Consider the following 21,321-nt stretch of genomic DNA (forward strand, 5'->3'; position numbering starts at 1 on the left):
CATCCGCAGCTCGGTGTTGGCGATCACCACTGACCAGCGTTTGCAGGTGGTGCTGATCGGCTTCTCCTTCGGCGCGTTTCTCGAAGGCGCGGCGGGCTTCGGCGCACCGGTGGCGATCACCGCGGCGCTGCTGGTCGGCCTGGGCTTCAACCCACTGTATGCGGCAGGGCTGTGCCTGATCGCCAACACCGCGCCGGTGGCCTTCGGTGCGCTGGGCATCCCGATCATCGTCGCCGGGCAGGTGTCGGGCGTGGATGCCTTCAAGATCGGCGCCATGGCCGGGCGGCAGTTGCCGATCCTGTCGGTGATCGTGCCGTTCTGGCTGGTGGCGATGATGGACGGCTGGCGCGGAGTGCGCGAAACCTGGCCGGCGCTGCTGGTGGCCGGCGGTACCTTCGCGATCAGCCAGTTCCTCACCTCCAACTTCATCGGCCCGGAACTGCCGGACATCACCTCCGCACTGCTGAGCATGGTCTGCCTGACGCTGTTCCTGCGCGTGTGGCAACCGGTGAACCTGCGTGAGACGGAGTTCTCCAGCCTCAACGCCGACGGCACCACGACGCTCGGCGGCCTGGGTGGTGGAGGCGGCGGAAGGCAACGCGAATCCCAGTACAGCTTCGGGCAGATCTTCAAGGCCTGGTCGCCGTTCCTGATCCTCACGGTGCTGGTGACTATCTGGACCATGAAGCCGTTCAAGGCGCTGTTCCTGCCCGGCGGCGCGCTGGAAAGCTGGGTGGCGGTGATCGCCGTGCCCTACCTCGACCAGCTGGTACTGAAGGCCGCGCCGATTGTCGCCAACCCGACGCCGATGCCGGCGGTCTACAAGTTCGACCTGGTCTCGGCCAGCGGCACGGCGATCTTCCTTGCGGCGCTGGTCTCCATGGCCATCCTGCGTATTGGCGCGAAGAGCGGCGCAGCGACCTTCGGCGAGACACTGAAGGAGTTGAAGTGGCCGGTACTGACCATCGGCATGGTGCTGGCCTTCGCCTTCGTCACCAACTACTCGGGGATGTCCACCACCCTGGCGCTGGTGCTCGCCGGAACCGGAGCGGCCTTCCCGTTCTTCTCGCCTTTCCTCGGCTGGCTGGGGGTATTCCTCACCGGGTCGGACACGTCATCCAATGCCCTGTTCGGCTCGCTGCAGGCGACCACCGCGCACCAACTCGGCGTGAGCGACACGCTGCTGGTGGCCGCCAACACCACTGGCGGGGTGACCGGCAAGATGATCTCACCGCAGTCCATCGCCGTGGCCTGCGCGGCCACCGGCATGGTCGGGCGCGAGTCGGACCTGTTCCGCTTCACGGTCAAGCACAGCCTGATCTTCGCCGCGTTCATCGGGCTGATCACCCTCGCGCAAGCCTATGTATTCACGGGGATGCTGGTGCGCTGAGTCGCCACTGGAGTTTCCTGCAGGAGCGCGTGTGGTGCGCTCCTGCAGGGCGCGTTATCGCTTCAGAAGTCCACCTTCCCCCGCCCCGCCTTGATCGACCCACGCTTGCTCTTGCCCTCCAGCCGGCGCGTCTTCGAGCCCAGCGTCGGCTTGGTCGGGCGGCGCTTCTTCTCCACTTTCGTGGCGCTGCGGATCAGCTCCGCCAGGCGGTTGAGGGCGTCCTCGCGATTCTGTTCCTGGGTCCGGAACTGCTGCGCCTTGATTACCACCACGCCGTCGCTGGTGATGCGCTGGTCGCTGAGCGCGAGCAGGCGTTCCTTGTAGAACTCCGGCAGGGACGAGGCGCGCACATTGAAGCGCAGGTGCACCGCGCTGGACACCTTGTTGACGTTCTGCCCGCCGGCGCCCTGGGCGCGGATGGCAGTCAGCTCGATCTCCGCATCGGGGATCTGCACGGTGTTGGAAATCTGCAGCATGGGAAGCATTCAAAGTGGAAATGAACGTCAGGATACCGCGCAGCGCCGCTGGTGTCCCGAAGCCATCTAGCCCGCCGTGAAGCGCCCGTTCCTGACTTCTGCGTCAATTTCTGTATACGAATTTGTGTACAAGTTTTTCTTGCAATGTCATCAATTCACCATTAGAACCCAGCCTGTCACCGACCGCAGTTCCTCCTGCGGGACGCCGGCCCCCCAGCCACAAAAACAAGAAAAAGACAGAGGTGCAGCATGGTTTCATCCGCGACGACGGCCGTTGGCGCCGCCCGCCCCCAACCGCGTTCCAGCCGCCGCCTGAGCAACGGCCGCCGGTTCGCCCTCGGTACTGCACTAGTCCTCGCCCCGCTGGGCATGGCGCAGGCCGAAGACGATCGCTTCTTCGAGTGGACCAGCAACACGCTGGGCTTCCGCTACGGCAAGGGCTTCACCAACCCGAACAACCCGCACGACATCAGCAAGCGCATCTTCAGCTTCAGCCACGCCGACGGTTACCGCTACGGCAGCAACTTCTTCCACCTCGATGTGCTGCAGTCCGACAGCGATGATCCGCGCAAGGGCACCGACCACGGCAGCAGCGAGGTCTACGGGGTATTCCGCAGCCAGCTGTTCGCCTCGCGGGTGTTCGACCTGCCGCAGGGCAAGGGCCTGGTGAAGGACCACGCCTTCACCTTCGGCTTCGACGCCAGCCGCAACAACAACCTGGGCTCGGCGAAGAAGCGCGCGCTGGTGTTCGGCCCGACCATCAAGTTCAACGGCCCCGGCGTGCTGGACCTCTCGCTGTTCTACTACCGCGAGAAGAACCACTCCGGCATCCCCAACGCGAAACACCCAGACCACACCTTCGATACCACCTACATGCTCAACCTGACCTGGCTGCGGCCATTCCAGCTGGGCGACCACGGCGCGAAGTTCCAGGGCTTCCTGAACTACACCGGGGAGAAGGGCGAGGACTACAACGACAACGACACCGCGCCGGAGACGCTGGTCCGTACCTCGCTGATGTTCGCCACCCTGCCCGGCACCAAGCGCCAGCCGAACCTGTGGCTGGGCGTGGGCTACGAGTACTGGCACAACAAGTTCGGCGTGGATGGCGGGCGTGGCACCCGCACCTCGACGCCGACGGTGAACCTGGAGTTCACTTTCTGATCATTTGGCTCGACGGAGGATGGGTGGAGCTTGCGATACCCATCAGCGATGCCGCAAAGAATCGATGGGTATCGCTGCGCTCCACGCCATCCTACGGCTGCTCCCGTTGTCGACGCAGATTGATCCACCCATGAAAAAGCCCGGCCAATGCCGGGCTTTTTCGTCAGCGCAGTGCAGGAAGCATCAACGCTCCTTGCAGGCCACGCCATCGGCGGGCTCGCCGCCTTTCCAGTCCTTGTACAGGGTCGCGTCTTCGCCCTTGGTCCACCAGACGTACTGCCCGGCGGCATAGCGCGCACCGGAGGCGGAGATGACGTTGGCGAAGACCAGGCTGGAGGCGTCCGTCACCGGCACTACGGCCAGGCTGTTGTCGCCCTTGTTCAGGTACTGCACGCTGATCTTGCGGCCGTCCTCGCACTTGTACGAGACGCTGCGCGAATCCAGCTTGGCGTCGCCGGGCAGGACCAGCGCATCGACCTGGGGTGCTTTCTTCTCTTCACCGCCGCAAGCGACGAGGATGACCGGCACGGCCGCCGCGAGCAGCCAAAGTGCTTTTTTCATGAGTATCCCTCTGACGAAAAATGGCCCGGTCACTCTAGGAAGGATCGGGCCACGCGGTCAATCGCGCGCGGCTCGACCCAACGTAGGATCAGGCCGCCAGGTCAGTCAGCCAGCGCGGCGCTGGCGCTGCTGTGCGCCGCCGGCTGGCGCTTGAGGCGATAGCAACCGTACATCACCAGCAACCACACCGGGATCGCGTAGACCGAGATCTGGATGCCCGGCGTGAGCAGCATGACGCCGAGGATGAACACCACGAAGCCCAGGCACAGCCAGTTGGCCGCCGGATAGGCGACGGCCCGGAAGGCGCTGCGCTTGCCCTCGGCATCCATGTGCGCGCGGAACTTCAGGTGCGCCAGGCTGATCATCGCCCAGTTGATCACCAGCGCGGCGACCACCAGGGACATCAGCAACTCCAGCGCGCGGGCCGGCACCAGGTAGTTCACCAGCACGGCGAGGAAGGTCACCGCCGCGGAGACCATCAGCGAGCGCACCGGCACGCCACGGCTGTCCACCTTGGCCAGCGCGCGCGGGGCATCGCCCTGCTCCGCCAGGCCCACCAGCATGCGGCCGTTGCAGTAGGTGCCGCTGTTGTAGACCGACAGCGCGGCAGTGAGCACCACGAAGTTGAGAACGTGCGCCGCGGTGCCGCTGCCGATCATCGAGAAGATCTGCACGAAGGGGCTGCCGCTGTAGGAGTCGCCGGAGGCGTTGAGGGTCTGCAGCAGGCTGTCCCACGGGGTCAGCGAGAGCAGTACGGTGAGCGCGCCGATGTAGAAGATCAGGATGCGGTAGATCACCTGGTTGATCGCCTTGGGGATCACCTTTTTCGGCTGGTCGGCCTCGGCGGCGGTGAAGCCGAGCATCTCCAGCCCGCCGAAGGAGAACATGATGATCGCCATGGCCATCACCAGCCCGCTGATGCCATTGGGGAAGAAGCCGCCGTGGGCCCACAGGTTGCTCACGGTTGCCTGCTCGCCGCCGGTGCCGCTGGCCAGCAGGTAGCAGCCCAGAGCGATCATGCCGACGATGGCGGCGACCTTGATGATGGCGAACCAGAACTCCGCCTCGCCGAAGGCCTTCACGTTGAACAGGTTGATCGCATTGACCACCACGAAGAAGACTGCCGCCGTGGCCCAGGTCGGTACGTCCGGCCACCAGTAGTGGATGTACTTGCCCACCGCGGTGAGCTCCGACATGCCCACCAGGATGTACAGCACCCAGCAGTTCCAGCCGGAGAGGAAGCCGGCGAAGCCGCCCCAGTACTTGTGCGCGAAGTGGCTGAAGGAGCCGGCCACGGGCTCCTCGACGATCATTTCGCCGAGCTGGCGCATGATCAGGAAGGCAATGAAGCCGGCGATGGCATAACCGAGGATCATCGACGGGCCGGCCGACTTGAGCACCCCGGCCGAGCCGAGGAACAGCCCGGTACCGATGGCGCCGCCGAGGGCGATCAGCTGGATATGGCGATTCTTCAGGCCGCGCTGGAGCTGGCCTGCGTGTTGAGTTTCACGCGTCATGCGTCACCTGTTGTTTTTATCTGTGACGGGATTCGGCCGCCCGGCTTGTGGCCAGGCGGTACGGGCAAGGCAAGGCTAAAGAGCGGTGGAGCGGGAAGGCTGGTTTACAGGGTTACTGGGCGTCGGGCTGCACCTCCGGAGCGGCCTGCTGGAAGGCTTCGAGGAACTCGCAGCGCGCGGCGATGGCGAGCAGGCGCGGGCAGCCGGAGAGGTCGCAGTCAAAGCGACGGGCGTTGTACAGCTGGGGAATCAGACAGGCCTCGAAGTAGCCGGGGCGCTCGCCGAGGGATAGCGGGCCGCTCCAGTTGGTTACGCCCTCCTCCAGCGCGTGCAGGCCGGTTTCGACCCAGTGGCGAATCCATGCCGTCTTCGCCTCGTCCGCCACCGCCAGCGGGCCGCTGAGGTACTGCAGCACACGCAGGTTGTTCAGCGGGTGAATGTCGCAGGCGATATGCAGGGACAGTGCACGAACCTGCGCACGCTGCAGCGCATCGCGCGGCAGCAGGCCGGGTTGCGGATGGGTTTCGTCGAGGTATTCGAGGATGGCCAGGGACTGGGCAATGCGCGCGTCACCGTCCACCAGCAGCGGCACCAGTTCCTGGGGATTGAGCGCCGTGTAGTCGGCAGCGTGCTGCTGGCCGCCGTCCTTCACCAGGTGCACGGGCACCTGGCGGTAGGCCAGGCCCTTGAGGCCGAGCGCGATGCGCACACGGTAGGCGGCGCTGGAGCGCCAGTAGGAGTACAGGGTGAGCATGGCGTTTCTCCGAGGGTGGCCACGCTACGCGCAGCCACCCTGCTGGCGATTTACTGATCGGAGATCACGCCACGGCGAATCTGGTCTTCCTCGATGGATTCGAACAGGGCCTTGAAGTTGCCCTCGCCGAAGCCCTGGTTGCCCTTGCGCTGGATGATCTCGAAGAAGATCGGGCCGATCACCGTGTTGGTGAAGATCTGCAGCAGGATGCCGTCGTCGCCCGGCGCGCCGTCGATCAGGATGTTCAGATCGCGCAGGTCCTTCAGGGACTCGCCGTGACCGGCGACGCGGGTATCGACCTTCGCGTAGTAGGTGTCCGGGGTGCTCATGAAGTCCACGCCGTTGGCGCGCAGCTGGCGCACGGTTTCGTAGATGTCGTTAGTGGACAGGGCGATGTGCTGGATGCCTTCGCCGTGGTACTCGCGGATGAATTCCTCGATCTGCGACTTGTCGTCCGCCGACTCGTTGATCGGGATGCGGATCTTCCCGCAGGGCGCGGTCATCGCGCGAGACAGCAGGCCGGTGAGCTTGCCTTCGATGTCGAAGTAGCGGATCTCGCGGAAGTTGGCGATGCGCTCGTAGAAGCCGGACCAGACGTCCATCTGGCCGCGCTTGACGTTGTGGGTCAGGTGGTCGATGCACAGCAGGCCGACGGCGTTGTCGGTGGCGCTGCGGCCTTCGATGAACTCGAAGTCGACGTCATAGATGCTCTTGTCGCCATAACGATCGACGAGATACAGCAGCGAACCGCCGATGCCCTCGACGCAGGGGATGTTCAGCTCGCCGAAGTTGGCGTGGCTGCCCACCAGCTTGGCGCCCTGGGACTCGACGTAGGCGGCGGCCTGGGCGGCATTCTTCACCCGGAAGGCCATGGCGCAGGCGCTCGGCCCGTGCTTCCTGGCGAACTCGTGGACGTGGCCGGTGGGGCTGCCGTTGAGCACGATGTTGATGTCGTTCTGCTGGAACAGGAAGACTTCCTTGGAACGGTGCTTGGCGGTCTCGGTGAAGCCCATGCCGGTGAATAGCTGGCGCAGTTGCTCGATGCCCTGGGCGTCGGGGGCGGTGAATTCGACGAACTCGAAGCCGTCGGTGCCGATGGGGTTGTGTTGCTCGATCTTGGTCACGGCGTTCATCCGGCCTCCTCGTTGTCGTTATCGGCTGGTTCGGCGCAGGGGCCGTCCAGGCGTTTGGAATACCTTCATCACAACCGTCGCGGCGCTTTGGAACAAGCCACCGGCGGGGCATTACCGGGGCCACGGGAGCCGCGGCGCGGCAAGAAATCCTTACGTCGCCCAAAGCCCCGTGCGGCATGCCGCCGCACCGTAAAGAATTCGTGACAAGGTGGAGCGCCGGCGTGCCAGTGCGAGTGCCGCGTACTCGTCAGGCCGTCACGCGGCGGCTACCATGCGGCCCATCTCCCCTGCCCGAATCGTCCCATGGCCCGCGCCGCTCCCCCCGATTTCGACGCCACGCCCGCTCCACTGCGCGCCCTCGCCCGCAGCTATCCGCGCGGCCTGCACATCGAGCCGCACTCCCATGACTGGGGGCAGGTGCTCTATGCGATGTCCGGGGTGATGTGGCTGGAGACGCCCTCCGAAGCGCTGCTGGTGCCGCCCAATCGTGCCGTCTGGCTGCCGCCCCAGGTGCCCCACGGCATCCGCGTGGTCAGCGAGCTGCAGATGCGCAACATCTACCTGCGGCCGGGCACGGCGGACTCGCTGGGTGAGCAGGTGCAGGCGTTCGAGGTCGGCGGGCTGCTGCGCGAGCTGATCGTCACGCTGGTGCAGCACGAGCGCGAGCCAGACACTGACTACTACCAGGCGCTGTCGCAACTGGCCGTGCTCGAGCTGCAAAGGGCCCGAAGCCTGCTGCTGCGCGTGCCGCTGCCGGAGGATTCCGACCGCCGCCTGCTGAACCTGTGCCTGACGGTGATGGCCGAGCCGAGCCAGGAGATTTCCTTCGAGCAGCACGCCGCCGACGCCGGCGCCAGCGTGCGCACCCTCGCCCGCCTGTTCCAGCGCAGCCTGGGCATGGGCTTCGCCCAGTGGCGGCGGCAGGTGCAGTTGGCCACGGCGGTGGCGCAACTCAACGAGGGTATGCCGGTGAGCCAGATCGCCCATGGTCTGGGGTACCAGCCGGGGAGCTTCAGCGAGATGTTCCGGCGCGAGCTGGGCGTGGCGCCTTCGGAGTATTGCGCCCGGTAGCGCATCGTTTCGGGAGCGGCGCTTCTTCGTGATTCGCGATCAGCGCCGGCACGGGGCGGGTTCGCGAGCAAGCTCGCTCCTACAGGAAAAGCATGCTCCACGCTTCGGCTCTGGCTCCGGCCTCTGGAAGACTTCCAGAGAAGTATCCGCACACTCCGGACTGCCCCTTTCAACGAGGGAATTTTTCGCCTAGGCGAAAAACCGGATGGAGGGGCAAGACTTTTTGGTTCCTTTTGTGGCGTTTGACAAAAGGGACTCGCCGAGAGGCGAAACCCAATCCATCAGCACACGCCGAAGCGACGCAGGAAACTTCAGAGCAAGGCAGGCACATCGCGGACGAAGTCCGCTCCTACGCGGGTGCACGCCCATCCCATACTCCCCACCGACATCTGTCCGATATTCCGAAGTCCCTGACCGGCGACACCCTCCAGCAGTCCCTAGACTGCCCCTATCCCATCCAGCCGCCGGAGCGATCCACGGAGGACACATGAGCTACCTGATCTCCCTGGCCATCGGCATTGCCGTCGGCCTGGCCTACCACTTCCTCGACTTCCGTTCGCCAGCGCCGCCGCTGGTGGCGCTGGTCGGCCTGCTGGGCATGCAGATCGGCGAGAACGCCCTGCCGCTGCTGACCCGCTGGTTCCACTGATCCCATCTCCCACTGCTTGCCAAGGACCCGTGCCATGAAAGCCCTGCAATTCGACCGCACCGGCGACCTCGCCGCCCTGAGCTTCACCGAAATCGCCGATCCGGTGCCCGCCACCGACGAGGTGCTGGTGGAAGTCCACGCCGCCGGCCTGAACCCCAGCGACGTCAAGAATGTCCTCGGCCGCTTCCCCTACACGACCCTGCCCCGCGTGCCCGGCCGCGACTTTGCCGGCACCGTGGTGAAAGGCCCGACCGAGTTGCTCGGCAAATCCGTCTGGGGCACCGGCAAGGGCCTGGGCTTCACCCGCAATGGCAGTCACGCCCAACTGATGAGCGTACCGCTCGGCGGCGTGGCGCTGATGCCAGAGCGCATGAGCTTCGCCCAGGCCGCCAGCTGCGGCGTCCCCTTCACCACCGCCTGGGATGCCCTGGAGCGTAGCCAGGTCGGCAAGGGGACGCGCCTGCTGGTGATCGGCTCCGGCGCTGTCGGCGCGGCGGCCATCTCCCTGGCCAAGGCCCGAGGCGCGCAGGTGCTGGGCGCAGTGCGGCGCGCCGAGTCGCAGGTGGAACTGCAGGCCCAAGGCATCCCGAGCCTCCTGCTGGACTCCGCGGAAACGCTGGCGGCGCAGGTGGACGAACATTTCCCCGGCGGCGCCGAGGTGATTTTCGATACCACCGGTTTCTGGCTGCCGGCCGCCGTTTCCGCCCTCGCCACCTTCGGCCGTATCGCTATCATCGCCGCGCCAGTGGACGGCCACGTGCAGTTGCCGGCCCTGGCGCTGTATCGCCGAGGCGGTTCGGTGGTGGGGGTGAATTCGCTGCTGTACGACACGGTCGCCTGCGCCGCGATGCTGCGCCAGTTCGGCCAGTGGTTCGACGACGGCAGGCTGCCGCTGCCCGGCGGCCTGCGCGAAGTGCCACTGAGCGAGGGTATCCAGCGTTATCACGAGATCAACGAAGGCAGCAGCGAGAAGATCATTCTCGTGCCTTGAAGCTGAATCACCGAGCGCTGGAAGCGCCCCTAACCTCGGCCCTCTGCCGAGAAAGAGGGGGCGCCCGGCGTCCCCCCGGGGAAAAGGGCCATTAACGCGGCTATCCGGCAGGCACCGAGGCAGGCCATCACACCGAACCGCCCCCTTTCCCTCTGCAAAGGGGTGCACAGCCAGGGTGAGGGGATGGCATCACCCCGCTCCCATGCCGACAGAGACCTGAGCGCGGGTGAAGACTACCCCGCCGCCTTCATCGAAGCAGTGCGCCGCGCCCCGCCCTGCGCCTGTTCCAGCGCGAGGCAGTGGTCAAGGAACATGCGCATGTAGCCGTAGCTCTTGCAGACGGCCTCGCGCAGCGCCAGCACACGCGGCACCGGCACCTGCGGGCCACAGAGGGTACAGATGATCTCCAGCGCTTCCCAGGGGTGATCGTCATCGTAGCGGGCGTGCATCTTCAGCCAGCGCATGGCGTCCTTGCGGGCGCCACTCGGGAGGGTGCGTTCGTAGGTATCCAGGGAACAGACCAGTGCCGACCAGTCCCCCGTCGCACCTTCGATGGCGTAATTGGTGGCCGCCATCGCCAGCGCCAGATCGTCGGTAGCGCAGGTGTGCCAGCACCAATGACCGAGGGCGTGCAGCTCCGCCGGCACCAATTGCGCCTTGAGCTCGGCGAGGGTCACGCCGTAAGCCTCGGCCCAGTGCAGCCAGTAATCAGCGTGATTGAGTTCGACGCGAATGTTACGCATCAACCAGCGCCGCGCCATGTCTTCGCCGGGGCTGCGGCCGAAGCGCGTCTTGAGCAGGTTCTGGGACATGTACAGGGGGAACTGCTCGACTACCTGCCAGCCGCCGATGAGGAAGGCGCGCATGGTCTGCCGGCTCAGGTGGCCGTCTCGCATGCGAGCGTAGAGTGGATGGCCCACCACCGCCAGGCGGCTGGTCTCGCACTCCTGCACCAGGCGTTGCGCCCAGTGCGGATAACTGGAAAGCTCCTTGAGCGGCCCACTTCGAACAAAGGTGTCGTTCATCCAAGGCTCCGTGCTGGTCGATCCATGCGAGCACCGGTAAATCAGGCCTCAGGTTAGTCCCCTATAGGCTGCGCGTCACCGTCCGGAGGTTGTGTCGGTTGCCACGACTGAGACGTGCGTCTCACGCAGGAAGCTGCGATTGAAGGGTTGCGGCCGAGCCAGGCCGTAACCCTGGGCGTAGTCGATGCCTATTTCGCGCAGGACTTCGAGGATTTCCTGCGTTTCGACGAACTCCGCCACGGTGCGTTTGCCCATCACGTGGCCGATCTGGTTGATCACCTGGACCATGGCACGGTCGATGGGGTCTTCGAGCATGTCCTTGATGAAACTGCCATCGATCTTCAGATAGTCCACCGGCAGATGCTTGAGGTAGACGAAGGAGGACATGCCGGCGCAGAAATCGTCCAGGGAGAAGCGGTACCCGAGGGCCTTGAGCTCCTGGATGAAGCGCGTGGCGTTGACCAGGTTGGCAATGGCGCTGGTCTCGGTGATCTCGAAGCACACGCTTGACGGCTCGATGCCATAGCGCGGCTGCATCTCGCGGAGGAAGTCGAGGAAGGTGTCGTCACCGATGGTAGCGCCGGAGAGGTTGATGGCGCAGGTGTGGATCGGTTCGTAACCACCATCGGCGATGCGCTCGGCCAGGGTCCGGAAGGCGTTCTCGACCACCCAGCGGTCGATGTCCGGCATCAGGCCGTAGCGTTCCGCGGCGGGGATGAAGTTGATCGGCGCCACCAGCCGGCCGCACTCGTCGTTCAGGCGCAGCAACAACTCGACGTGTGCGCCTTCCATCACACTGTCGTCGACCGGGAAGATCGACTGGGCGTAGAGACAGAAGCGCTCTTCCTCCAGCCCCAGGCGGATGCGCTGCACCCAGGCCATTTCGCCGACGCGGTTGGACAACTCGGTGTCATCCGGGCGGAACACCTGGGCTCGGTTGCGGCCCTTCTCCTTGGCCATGTAGCAGGCCATGTCGGCGCAGCGCAGCGCCTCCTCCACCGACACCAGCATGGCGGAAATGTGCACCACACCGATGCTCACGGTGATGTTGAAGCCACGGCCTTCCCACATGAAATGCAGGGCCTGGACGGTCAGGCGGATGCGCTCGGCGATCTGCACCGCCATGTCCGGCGGGCAATGCTCCAGTAGGATGCCGAACTCGTCGCCACCAAGGCGCGCGAGGGTGTCGCCGTCACGCAGGCACTGCTGCAACACCGAGCAGACCTGGCGCAGCAGTTCGTCGCCGGCGGCGTGGCCGCAGGTGTCGTTGACCAGTTTGAACTGGTCCAGGTCCAGGTACATCAGCGAATGCTGGTCGTGGGAGTCCGCCGAGCTTTCCAGCGCCTGCTTGAGGCGGAATTCGAATTCGCGGCGGTTGGTCAGGCCGGTCAGCGCGTCGTGGGTCGCCTGCCAGGAGAGGCTGGCCATGTACTGGCGCTCGCGGGTCATGTCGTGCAGCACCAGCACCACGCCGACCACCCGCCTGTCGGCATGGATCGGCGTGGCCACCAGGGTCACCGCCACACTGGTGCCATCCAGGCGCTGGATCAGCTTGCTGGTCTCGCTGCCGCCGTCCACTTCGCCACGCAGGATCTGCCCGACCAGCGGCAGGCCCTCAACCTGGGAGCTCTCGTCGAGCACCCGTAGCAACGAGCGCAGCGGCAGGCCGACAGCCATGGAATTGTCCCAGCCGATCAGGCGCTCCGCCGCGGGGTTGAAGTAGGCGATGCACTCATGTTCGTCGAGGGTGACCACCCCGTCGCCGATGGCCGCAAGGGTGGTCTGCGCGCGCTCCCGCTCAGTGTCCAGGGCACTTTCGAAGGCGCGTTGCTGGTGCAGAAGCTTGCGCGTGCGCCACACGGCCAGAAGGATCAGCGCCAGGCCAGTGACGCCGTTGGTGACCAGCAGCACCCACATGATCATCCGCGAGCCCTGCCCCAGCGCGGCCGAGAAGGCCATGGCCGCCGGTGTGACGCCGTCGTTGATCGCCTGGATACGGCTGTTCCAGTAGCTCAGGTCGCCCGGGCGGACGTCATTGGCGCGGATCCTCGCATTCATCTCCTCGGACAGTTGCTCCAACTGATCGAGATAGGCGTCGCCGATGATCCACATCTTCACCGCCTGATCGAAGTAGCTGTACTCGTGGAAGTAGCGGTACAGCCAGATCAGCACGCCAATGTCGTCGGGATGGATACCGCCCTGCAACGCTCCGGCGCGAGCCAGCGCAAAGTCCGGTTGATTGAGGTCAAGGGCGGCGCGGAAGGTCCGGTCGCCCTGGGGAATGGCGATGGCGGCGCGGTAACGCGCGTAATCCGCGCTGTCCCGACTCTGGCCGTAGAGTTGCAGGTAATGGATGGCGTCCTTCTGACCCTTTGACCAGAGGCTCTCGCCGCCGACGTAAGCGCGCACGCCAGAGAGGATGAAGAAGCTGCCGCTGCCGATCAGCGTCTGCAGCAGGACCACGACCATGAAGGGCCAGACCAGCTTGAGCAGACGCGTCGTACGCCGGGTCGGCAAGAGTCCCATTGCATCCATAACCAGTTTCGACTTCCCTCTTCTGATCCCTGCCAGGCCACAGGGCGGAGTTACCCTCTCCGCCTCGGGGACATCTCTGTCAGGCCGCCCCTTCTTAACTTCTAGCCGATCACGGGAAATCCACAAACCAGACGGCATGACGCTTGGTCGGCTAGATACCCGCCGTCCGGCGGAAAATGTCGGGAACGTGCAGGGAAAACGCCTTGGCCGCCTGCCAGGTACTAGCCCCGAACAGCCGATTAGTGGCCTTGCGACAGCTAAGGCCATGTGCCATACCTCAGTCGATCGTGCAAAGTGCAATCCGCGAGCAACCGATGGAGCGACCATGCCGCAGCGGGATATGGAGATGCAGTACGACCGGCTGGTGGGCCTGACCTACGAGTGCGTGCTCGATGAGGCCAATTGGCTGCCGCTGCTCACCGAGCTGATCTGCGCCAGCGGCCGTCAGCAAGGCGCCCTGCTGTTCTGGGACCAGACCGAGAGCGGCGCGCTGGCGAGCGAGATCAACCTCTGCGATCCCGGCGCCATCGAAACCTATAACCGCGAGTTCTGCACCATCGACCCGTCCAAGGGGTTCATGCTCCACCGCCCGGTAGGCCACTGGTACCACGATCGCGACGAGTACGGCCCGCAGCGCATCGCCCGCGATCCGTACTACCAGGAGTTCCAGCGCCCCAACGGCATGCACAACGTGTCCTGCCTCAAGCTCAACGAACAGGCCAACTGCGGCGTCTACCTGTCGGTGCTGACCAGCCTCGGCGCTCGCTATCCAGATACGCAGGAACAAACCTTGCTGACCCGCCTGAGCGAGCATCTGACCCGTGCGGCACGGATGTTCGGACGCATCGATGAGATGCGCCAGCAACTGGCCCACCGCGACCTGCTGCTGGACCGGCTCCCCACCTCGCTGTGGCTGCTGGAGGGCAATGCCCGCGTGCTCTACGCCAACCAGGCGGCGCGGCAACGGCTCGGGCAGCGCGCCGGGCTGTTCCATGAAGTCTTCGGCCGCCTGCACTGCCGCCAGCACGACTCGAGGCTCCAGGCGCTGGTGCGCCAGGCCGCGCCACGCGCCGGCAAGGCAAAGGCCGGTTGGCTACCGCTGGACGATGGCAGCGGGCAGGAGCTGCTGGTCACCCCGGTGCCTGCCGAAGCAAGCTTCAACCAGCCCTTCCAGCGCCCGCTGGTGCTGCTGGCGCTGCTCGATGCGCACCGCCAGAGCGGTCTGCTGGGCGACCTGTTCGGCCTCACCCCGGCCGAACAGCGCCTGGGCGCCCTGCTGGTACGCGGCCTGACAGCCGAACACTGCGCCGACCAGCTCGGCACCTCGATCAATACGGTACGCAGCCAATTGCGCGCGCTGTTCCGCAAGACCAACACCAGCCGCCAGGCCGAACTGGTCAGCCTGCTGGTGCGGCTCGGGCAGCGCTGAGTTTTCGCGGCCGTCATTCATTCAGATGATGGCCCGGGGCCAACTGCCCCCTAAGGTGTTGGACGGATCACCGGCCAGGCCGGTGGCGCTTTCTTATCACTGAGCATTCTCTCAGGTGGACGGCATGGACAACGGCACCCAGCAGAATCCGAACTCGCTTACCGAAGCCATCGAGCAACTCGAACAGCATCTGCGTCACCTGAGGGATGACGAGGCCGACCTGCTGGCGCTCGCCACGGGTGGCGCGCCGCCGTCCGCAGCACCGCGTGTGGTGCCCTTCCCCCGGCGCCGTGAACGGCCGATGGGAGAAGGCGCCGGCAACGCCGTGCTGATGGACTATCTCTACGGCATCGACAGCACCCTGCGCTCACTGCTGCCCGACGGACCAACCGATGAGTTGTTCCGCTACGCCAGCTCCGCCCCTGCGTCTCGCGCACTGCGCTCGCGCCGCCAATTGCTGGCGCGAGAGATCGACCGCTGCTGCGATCAGCTCAGCGGCCAGGCGCGCATCCTCTGCGTGGGCTGCGGACACCTGCGCGAGGTCGAGCTGGCACGCTCGCTGCGCCACGGTCAGTTCCGCGAGTTCGTTGCCCTCGACACCCAGACACTGTCGCTGCAGACCGTGGAGGCCTGCTACGCCGCGCTCGGTGTGCTGACGCAGCAGTGCACCCTGGACGACCTGTTCTACGGCCGCCCCGACCTCACCCGCTTCGATCTGATCTACTCCCCCGGCCTGTACGAAGTGCTCGACGACCACGACGCCCGCGACCTGACGCGCAACCTGTTCGCCCGCCTGCTGCCTGGCGGTCGCCTGCTGATGGGCAACTTCCTGCCCGGCGTGCCGGACATCGCCTACCTCGAAGGGCTGCTCGACTGGCGCCCGCATTACCGCAGCGACGCCTGCCTGCTCGACCTGCTGCTGGGCATTCCCTACAACGACATTGGCGGCGCGCGGGTCTTCCACGATCTGGGGAATTGCGTGGCCTTCCTCGAAGTTACCCGCTACGGCTGATCAGCCCTGCTGCAGGTGGCCATACAGGCGAGCGTAGAGTCCGCCTTCGGCGATCAGTTGCTGGTGATCACCGTCCTCGGCGATGCGCCCACCATCGAACACCAGCACGCGGTCGGCCTGTTTCACCGCGGACAGGCGGTGGGCGATGATCAGCGTGGTGCGGCCTTCGAGGAAGCGCTGCAGAGCCTGGTGCAGGGCATACTCGGTGGCGGCATCCAGCGCCTAGGTAGCCTCGTCGAGGATCACCACCTTCGGCTCGGCGAGCACCATGCGAGCGATCGCCAGGCGCTGCCGCTGGCCGCCGGAGAGGCGTACGCCGGAACGCCCGACCACGCTGTCCAACCCCTGCGGCAAGGCGCGGATGGTGTCCGCCAGTTGCGCTACTTCCAGCGCGCGCCAGCACGCTTCATCGCCGCGCTCGCGGCCCATGGTCAGGTTGGCGCGCACCGTATCGTTGAACAGCGCCGGATGCTGCAGGACCACGGCGACATGCTCGCGCACGCAGTCCAGGCCAATCTCCTCCAGTACCGCGCCGCCATAACGGATGGTCCCGGATTGCGGCTGGTAGAGGCCCAGCAGCAACTGCACCAGGGTGCTTTTGCCACCGCCGCTGGCGCCGACGATGGCAACCTTCTCGCCGGGGGCGATATCCAGGTCGAGACCGTCCAGCACCAGCTCATCGCGGTAGGCAAAGCTCAAGTCGCGCACCTGGATGCCGACGCTGTTCTGCCCGGCGAACGGATCGCGGCGATGTTCGTAATGCGGTTCATCGGCGCGGGCCAGTAGCTCGTTGATCCGCGCCAGCGCACCGCCGGCGGCGTAATACGCGTATTGCAGGCTGAGCAATTGCTCGACCGGGCCGATCATGAACCAGAGGTAGCTGAATACCGCCAGCATCTGGCCGATGGACAAGTCCGAGAACAGTACGGTGACCATGGCCGCAGCGCGGAACAGGTCGATGCCGAACTGGAACAGCAGGCCGCTGGCGCGCCCGGCGGCATCGCTCTTCCATTGCGAGGCGACGGCATAGTCACGCACTTCGCGGGCGCGCACGCCGAGGCGGCCGAGGAAGAAGCCCTGGCGATTGCCGGCGCGCACTTCCTGGATGGCTTCGAGGGTTTCGGTCAGGGCCTGGGTGAAGCGCGAGGTGCTGTCGTTCTCCAGCTTCTTCAGGTGCTTCACGCGCTTGCCCAGTTGCACCGTGGCGAAGATCACCAGCGGGTTGAACAGCAGGATCAGCAGTGCCAGCTTCCAGTGCATCCAGATCAGGATGCCGGCGGTGCCGCACAAGGTCAGCAACGCCACCAGGAAGCGGCTCAGGGTGTCGCCGACGAACTTGTCGAGGGTGTCGAGATCGGTCACCAGGTGTGCGCTGACCGAGCCGCCACCGAGAGTCTCGTACTCGCTCAGGGCGATGCGCTTCAGGCGCTCGATCAGGCGCAAGCGTACGCGGTACACCACGTCCTTGGACAGCCGCGCGAACAGCTTGGCCTGCAACACGTTGAACACCAGCGCGCAGCTGCGCAGCACCAGGGTCACCAGCAGCATCAGGCCGATGTAGCCGGCGGGCTTGTGCCAGCCGGCGGGCAGCCAGAGGTTCATCACCTGGAGGGCAGCGTCGCCCTTGCCCAGCAGCACTTCGTCCACCAGCAGCGGCAGCAGCAGCGGGATCGGCACGCTGCAGGCGGTGGCCAGCACGGCGACCAGGTTGGCGAGGAGCAGGGCCTTGCGATGACGGAAAGCGAGCCGGCGAATCTCCGCCCAGCTCAGGCGGTCAGCGGACAGCTCAGGCATGCCGCCCACGCTCCAGCCAGCGCGCCAGCAGCGGCGCGAGTTCGCCCAGCGGCTGGTAGCCGTTGGTCAGCAGGGCCAGTTGGCCGTCGCGCTCGGCCAGCAGCGTGGGGAAACCGGCGATGCCCAGGTCGCGGGCCCAGGAGAAGTCGGCGAGCGTTGCCAGGTGATTATCCTGGCTGTCGAAGGCTTCGGCGAATTCGATGCGCGGCAGGCCGACCTGTTCGGCCAGTTCGGTAAGCACGCTGGCCTGGGTGACATCGCGGCCTTGCACATAGAAGGCCCGCTGGATTTCGCCGACCAGCGCCCAGGCGCAGTCTTCATCGAGGCGGCGCGCGGTAACGATGGCGCGGCAGGCCGGCTCGGTGTCGTAGACGAAGCCATCAGGCAGCGCGTCTTCGAAGCGGAACGGCTGGGCAGTGGCACGGTGCACCGCTTCCCAGTGTTCGAGGATGTAGCGCTTGGTGGTCGGCTCCAATGCCGCGCCCTGCCCCGTGCGCAGGCCACCCATCACCAGTGCCAGCGGCACGCCGGCGGTGCGCGCCTGCTCTGCCAGTGCCTGGGCAACCGGGGCAAAGCCCCAGCACCAGGAGCACATCGGGTCCATCACGTAGAGCAGGCGACTGGTCATGGATCAGTTCTCCGCGCGGGGATCACGGCCAATGGGGTGCGGCTGGTTGCGCTGGCGCGCCAGCTCGATCTGCTTCTGCCGTTCGCGGGCACTGGCACGGGTCTTCTCCGAGAGCGAGTCCCAGCAGTGCGGGCAACTGATGCCGGGGGCGTAATGTTCGGAGGCGCGGTCCTCGACCGAGATCGGGTTGCGGCAGGCGTGGCACTGATCGTAGTCGCCTTCGCTCAGGTCATGGCGCACGGTCACGCGGTTGTCGAACACGAAGCAGTCGCCACGCCAGAGGGTTTCGGCCTCGGGCACTTCTTCCAGGTACTTGAGGATGCCGCCCTTGAGGTGGAAAACCTCTTCGAAGCCTTCATTGAGCATGTAGCTGGAGGCCTTCTCGCAACGGATACCACCGGTGCAGAACATCGCGACCTTCTTGTGCTTGGCCGGATCGTAGTGCTCGCGGATGTAGTCGGGGAACTCACGGAACGACTTGGTCTTCGGGTCGATGGCGCCCTCGAAGGTGCCGATGGCCACTTCGTAGTCGTTGCGGGTGTCGATCAGCAGGACTTCCGGGTCGGAGATCAGCGCGTTCCAGTCCTTGGGTTCGACGTAGGTACCGACCTTGGCGTTGGGGTCCACCCCAGGCACGCCGAGGGTGACGATTTCCTTCTTCAGCTTGACCTTGGTGCGGTAGAAGGGCTGCTCGTCGCAGTAGGACTCTTTGTGGTCCACATCGGCCAGGCGCGGGTCGTTGCGCAGCCAGGCCAACAGGCCGTCGATACCGGCGCGAGTGCCGGAGACGGTGCCGTTGATGCCCTCTTCGGCGAGCAGCAAAGTGCCCTTCACGCCGTTTTCCAGCAGTGCTTGCAGCAGGGGCTCGCGCAGGGCGACGTAGTCGGGCAGGGAGACGAACTTGTATAACGCCGCGACGACGATTCTTTCGGTGGTCATGCATCACTCCAGTGGTCGCCCGCGTAAAGGGCGGACCGGGTCTTTATCAACAAGAGCTGAAACGAACAGCTGAAAATGACAGCGCCGGCAGGAGCCGGCGCTGGGTGTCGCATTCTACCGGAGCGGGACGAAGCCCGCATCCGGCAGCCGATCAATGCGGAAGATCGTGCTTGCTGCCGCCACGGCAGGTCGGCGAATCCGGCGCTTGTCCCTGCTGCGCCCACTCCTCGGGGGTGTAGGTGTGCAGAGCCAGCGCATGGATCTGGCCCATCAGCTCGCCGAGCGTGGCATAGACCTTCTGGTGCCGCTTCACCGCGTTCAGCCCGGTGAACGCCGGGCTGACGATCACCGCCTTGTAGTGCGTTTCCTGCCCGCGGCTGTGCATGTGGCTCTCGTCCAGCACGTCGAGGTGCTGAGGTTCGAGGGCGCCCAGGGCGGTCTGGAGTCGGTCACGCATGCTCATGTCGGGTCTCGCTGGCAATCAGTACGGTTCAGGCAAGTGGTAATCAGGACGATCAGGGCTTCTTGGCCGGAGCGGCTGGGGCTTTCACGCCCAGTTCCTTGTCCATGTCGGCCATCAGCTTGTTCACCGGCTCCACCGCGGTCTGCAGTTTGGCCTGGGTCAGCTGGGCGGATTCGGCGGTCAGGCGCGGCATCTTCTCCAGGACCTTGCGGCCCAGGGGGGATGCGTAGAAATCGTTCAGCTGCTTGAGCTCGGACTCGCTGAAGTTGCTGGTGTAGAGCTTGACCAGTTCGGGCTTGAGCTTGTCCCAACCCACGGCACGGTCCAGCTCGGCGTTGGCCTTGGCCTGGTAGCGGTCGAGCACGGCCTTCTTGCTGTCCGGCGCCTTGGCCTGGGCGAAGCGCTGGGCGAGCATCTGCTGGACTTGCGCGTAGACCGGCACGGTCAGCTTGTCGGCGTGCACCTGCTTGAGGAATTTCTCCGCCTCGGCGTTGGCATCAGCCAGTGCCACGGAACTGAAGCCAACCAGAAGTGCTGCGGTGCAGAGGGAACGAAGAACGGTCATGGGGCAGTCCTGTGAGTCTGAAGGGTGTCCGTGTCGGACCCGCCATTCTGCGCCTAAGTTCGGAATGCGCTCAAGTGAGTGCCAATTGAGCGGGAAGTGACCGGCTTCTCTTGTAGGACAGTTCATGAAACGGCATGCTGCGGCGCGTTGCCACATGGATGTGACCGATGAACACCCTCAGCCACCCGCCGACTTCCGTCGCCGCACCGCCCCTGTGCGATGCGCGCGGCCGCCTGAACAGCGCGGCCGTGGGCTGGTCGTCGCGGCCACAGACGCTCTGCCAGCTCTCCGGCAACGCCGGCCGGCGCAAGCGCTGGAACCACTGGTGCATCAACGCACCGGGCTGGATGCTCTCGATCACCATCGCCGACCTCGATTACCTGGGCTACGGCGCCGTGTACTTCCTCGACCTGGAAACCGGACAGTCGGTGCACCGTACCCAGTTCAGCCCGTTCGGCCTGGGCTGCCACCTGCCGGACATGCCGAACCAAAGCCACCGTTTCGCGCATGGCCAGCTCAGCCTGGGCTTCGACGAGCAGCCGGGCCAGTTGCGCATCACCGCCTGCGCGCCGAACCTGGGGGGCCAGCCGCTCAACCTCTCCCTGGAAGTACAGCGCCCGGCGCACCTGGAGTCGGTCAACCTGGTGGTACCGATGAGCGGCAAGTGCTTCCACGCCTGCAGCCGGCAGATGGGCCTGCCGATCAGCGGCAGCCTCAGCCTCGGCCACAAGACCTACCGCTGCAGCGAGGGCCAGAGCTTCGCCGCGCTGGATTTCGGCCGCGGCGTCTGGCCCTTCCACACCCGCTGGACCCGCGCCGCCTTCGCAGCGCCCGGCGGCATCGCCGGCAACTTCGGCGCCGGCTGGACGGAAAACAGCCACCTGAGCGAGAACGCCTTGTGGTTCGGCGGCGAACTGCAGGCGCTGGCCGGCCCTGTGGAGATCCACCAGGTTCCCCACGACCCGCTGTCGCCGTGGCAATTGCGAGATGCCGACGAGCGTGTCGACCTCACCTTCACTCCGCGCAAGCTGCATCGCGCCAGCCCGCGCCTGGGCCCGCTGTTCGCCGAGACCAGCCAGTGGTTCGGCCGCTTCGACGGCTCCCTGCGCGAAGCCGGCGGCGAACTGGTACCGGTCAACGGCGCGCTCGGCTGGATCGGCGCCACTCACGCCCGCTGGTAACCCGGCGCGTCGTTGAAACCGCTCTATCACGGCCATTGAGCCAG

At 65.6% G+C, this 21,321-nt stretch carries 18 protein-coding genes and 2 pseudogenes; 8 read left to right on the top strand and 12 right to left on the bottom strand.

Annotation, left to right across the window (positions count from 1 at the left end; genetic code table 11):
- Positions 1–1,390, top strand: a 1,390-nt coding sequence (locus PNI01S_RS27205; protein ID WP_143514275.1) for a lactate permease LctP family transporter, incomplete at its 5' end; no start/stop codon positions are given.
- Positions 1,391–1,452: 62 nt separating this feature from the next.
- Here PNI01S_RS27205 and arfB read toward each other — a convergent pair.
- On the bottom strand, positions 1,453–1,866 hold the full coding sequence (gene arfB / locus PNI01S_RS27210; RefSeq protein ID WP_084359792.1) for an alternative ribosome rescue aminoacyl-tRNA hydrolase ArfB: 414 nt from the start codon (positions 1,864–1,866) through the stop codon (positions 1,453–1,455).
- 369 nt (positions 1,867–2,235) lie between these two features.
- Here arfB and PNI01S_RS27215 point away from each other — a divergent pair, with 369 nt between their 5' ends.
- Positions 2,236–3,030: a nucleoside-binding protein gene (locus tag PNI01S_RS27215; RefSeq protein WP_226046570.1), complete on the top strand. Its 795-nt coding sequence runs from the start codon at positions 2,236–2,238 to the stop codon at positions 3,028–3,030.
- Positions 3,031–3,213: 183 nt separating this feature from the next.
- Here the strand turns inward: PNI01S_RS27215 and PNI01S_RS27220 are convergent, their stop codons facing one another.
- From PNI01S_RS27220 to hppD, 4 genes are all read right to left on the bottom strand, one after another.
- Complete coding sequence (locus tag PNI01S_RS27220) at positions 3,214–3,591, bottom strand: MliC family protein (protein WP_024764361.1); 378 nt, start codon at positions 3,589–3,591, stop codon at positions 3,214–3,216.
- Positions 3,592–3,692: 101 nt separating this feature from the next.
- Positions 3,693–5,108 carry an amino acid permease gene (locus PNI01S_RS27225; RefSeq protein ID WP_084359793.1) on the bottom strand — a complete coding sequence of 472 codons (1,416 nt, stop codon included), beginning with the start codon at positions 5,106–5,108 and terminating at the stop codon, positions 3,693–3,695.
- 112 nt (positions 5,109–5,220) lie between these two features.
- Entirely contained in the window at positions 5,221–5,862 is a 642-nt protein-coding gene (maiA, locus tag PNI01S_RS27230; RefSeq protein ID WP_084359794.1) for a maleylacetoacetate isomerase, read from the bottom strand.
- 50 nt (positions 5,863–5,912) lie between these two features.
- Positions 5,913–6,995 carry a 4-hydroxyphenylpyruvate dioxygenase gene (gene hppD / locus PNI01S_RS27235; RefSeq protein ID WP_024764364.1) on the bottom strand — a complete coding sequence of 361 codons (1,083 nt, stop codon included), beginning with the start codon at positions 6,993–6,995 and terminating at the stop codon, positions 5,913–5,915.
- Between the two features lie 303 nt (positions 6,996–7,298).
- On the opposite strand from hppD, the gene PNI01S_RS27240 reads away from it, so the two are divergent.
- From PNI01S_RS27240 to PNI01S_RS27250, 3 genes are all read left to right on the top strand, one after another.
- Positions 7,299–8,066: an AraC family transcriptional regulator gene (locus tag PNI01S_RS27240; RefSeq protein WP_024764365.1), complete on the top strand. Its 768-nt coding sequence runs from the start codon at positions 7,299–7,301 to the stop codon at positions 8,064–8,066.
- 487 nt (positions 8,067–8,553) lie between these two features.
- Positions 8,554–8,715 carry a DUF1427 family protein gene (locus PNI01S_RS27245; protein WP_081754002.1) on the top strand — a complete coding sequence of 54 codons (162 nt, stop codon included), beginning with the start codon at positions 8,554–8,556 and terminating at the stop codon, positions 8,713–8,715.
- A gap of 34 nt (positions 8,716–8,749) precedes the next feature.
- Entirely contained in the window at positions 8,750–9,706 is a 957-nt protein-coding gene (locus PNI01S_RS27250; protein WP_038803412.1) for a quinone oxidoreductase family protein, read from the top strand.
- Between the two features lie 233 nt (positions 9,707–9,939).
- On the opposite strand, the gene PNI01S_RS27255 is transcribed toward PNI01S_RS27250, so the two are convergent.
- Both PNI01S_RS27255 and PNI01S_RS27260 read right to left on the bottom strand, forming a co-directional pair.
- A complete protein-coding gene (locus tag PNI01S_RS27255; RefSeq protein WP_024764366.1) occupies positions 9,940–10,731 on the bottom strand; it encodes an iron-containing redox enzyme family protein in 792 nt (263 codons plus the stop codon).
- A gap of 75 nt (positions 10,732–10,806) precedes the next feature.
- On the bottom strand, positions 10,807–13,257 hold the full coding sequence (locus tag PNI01S_RS27260) for an EAL domain-containing protein (RefSeq protein WP_065086444.1): 2,451 nt from the start codon (positions 13,255–13,257) through the stop codon (positions 10,807–10,809).
- Positions 13,258–13,591: 334 nt separating this feature from the next.
- Here PNI01S_RS27260 and PNI01S_RS27265 point away from each other — a divergent pair, with 334 nt between their 5' ends.
- Together PNI01S_RS27265 and PNI01S_RS27270 are read left to right on the top strand one after the other, a co-directional pair.
- Entirely contained in the window at positions 13,592–14,695 is a 1,104-nt protein-coding gene (locus PNI01S_RS27265; RefSeq protein ID WP_256576755.1) for a helix-turn-helix transcriptional regulator, read from the top strand.
- Between the two features lie 124 nt (positions 14,696–14,819).
- A complete protein-coding gene (locus PNI01S_RS27270; RefSeq protein ID WP_065086442.1) occupies positions 14,820–15,707 on the top strand; it encodes a class I SAM-dependent methyltransferase in 888 nt (295 codons plus the stop codon).
- Here PNI01S_RS27270 and PNI01S_RS27275 read toward each other — a convergent pair.
- The 5 genes and pseudogenes from PNI01S_RS27275 to PNI01S_RS27295 form a co-directional block, all read right to left on the bottom strand.
- Positions 15,708–17,501 (bottom strand): annotated as a pseudogene (locus tag PNI01S_RS27275) (ABC transporter ATP-binding protein).
- Entirely contained in the window at positions 17,494–18,129 is a 636-nt protein-coding gene (locus PNI01S_RS27280) for a DsbA family protein (protein WP_024764371.1), read from the bottom strand. The pseudogene PNI01S_RS27275 and the gene PNI01S_RS27280 overlap by 8 nt, the downstream one beginning before the upstream one ends.
- A gap of 3 nt (positions 18,130–18,132) precedes the next feature.
- A complete protein-coding gene (gene trhO / locus PNI01S_RS27285; protein WP_024764372.1) occupies positions 18,133–19,068 on the bottom strand; it encodes an oxygen-dependent tRNA uridine(34) hydroxylase TrhO in 936 nt (311 codons plus the stop codon).
- Positions 19,069–19,219: 151 nt separating this feature from the next.
- The gene (locus PNI01S_RS27290) at positions 19,220–19,531 is read right to left on the bottom strand and encodes a BolA family protein (RefSeq protein ID WP_037010396.1); all 312 of its coding nucleotides are present in this window, start codon (positions 19,529–19,531) and stop codon (positions 19,220–19,222) included.
- A 52-nt stretch (positions 19,532–19,583) separates the two neighbouring features.
- Positions 19,584–20,142, bottom strand: a pseudogene (locus tag PNI01S_RS27295) (DUF2059 domain-containing protein).
- A gap of 121 nt (positions 20,143–20,263) precedes the next feature.
- Here PNI01S_RS27295 and PNI01S_RS27300 point away from each other — a divergent pair.
- Complete coding sequence (locus PNI01S_RS27300; protein ID WP_024764374.1) at positions 20,264–21,277, top strand: DUF2804 domain-containing protein; 1,014 nt, start codon at positions 20,264–20,266, stop codon at positions 21,275–21,277.
- Positions 21,278–21,321: the final 44 nt, after the last annotated feature.

Source organism: Pseudomonas nitroreducens NBRC 12694, assembly GCF_002091755.1.
Classification (GTDB): domain Bacteria; phylum Pseudomonadota; class Gammaproteobacteria; order Pseudomonadales; family Pseudomonadaceae; genus Pseudomonas; species Pseudomonas nitroreducens.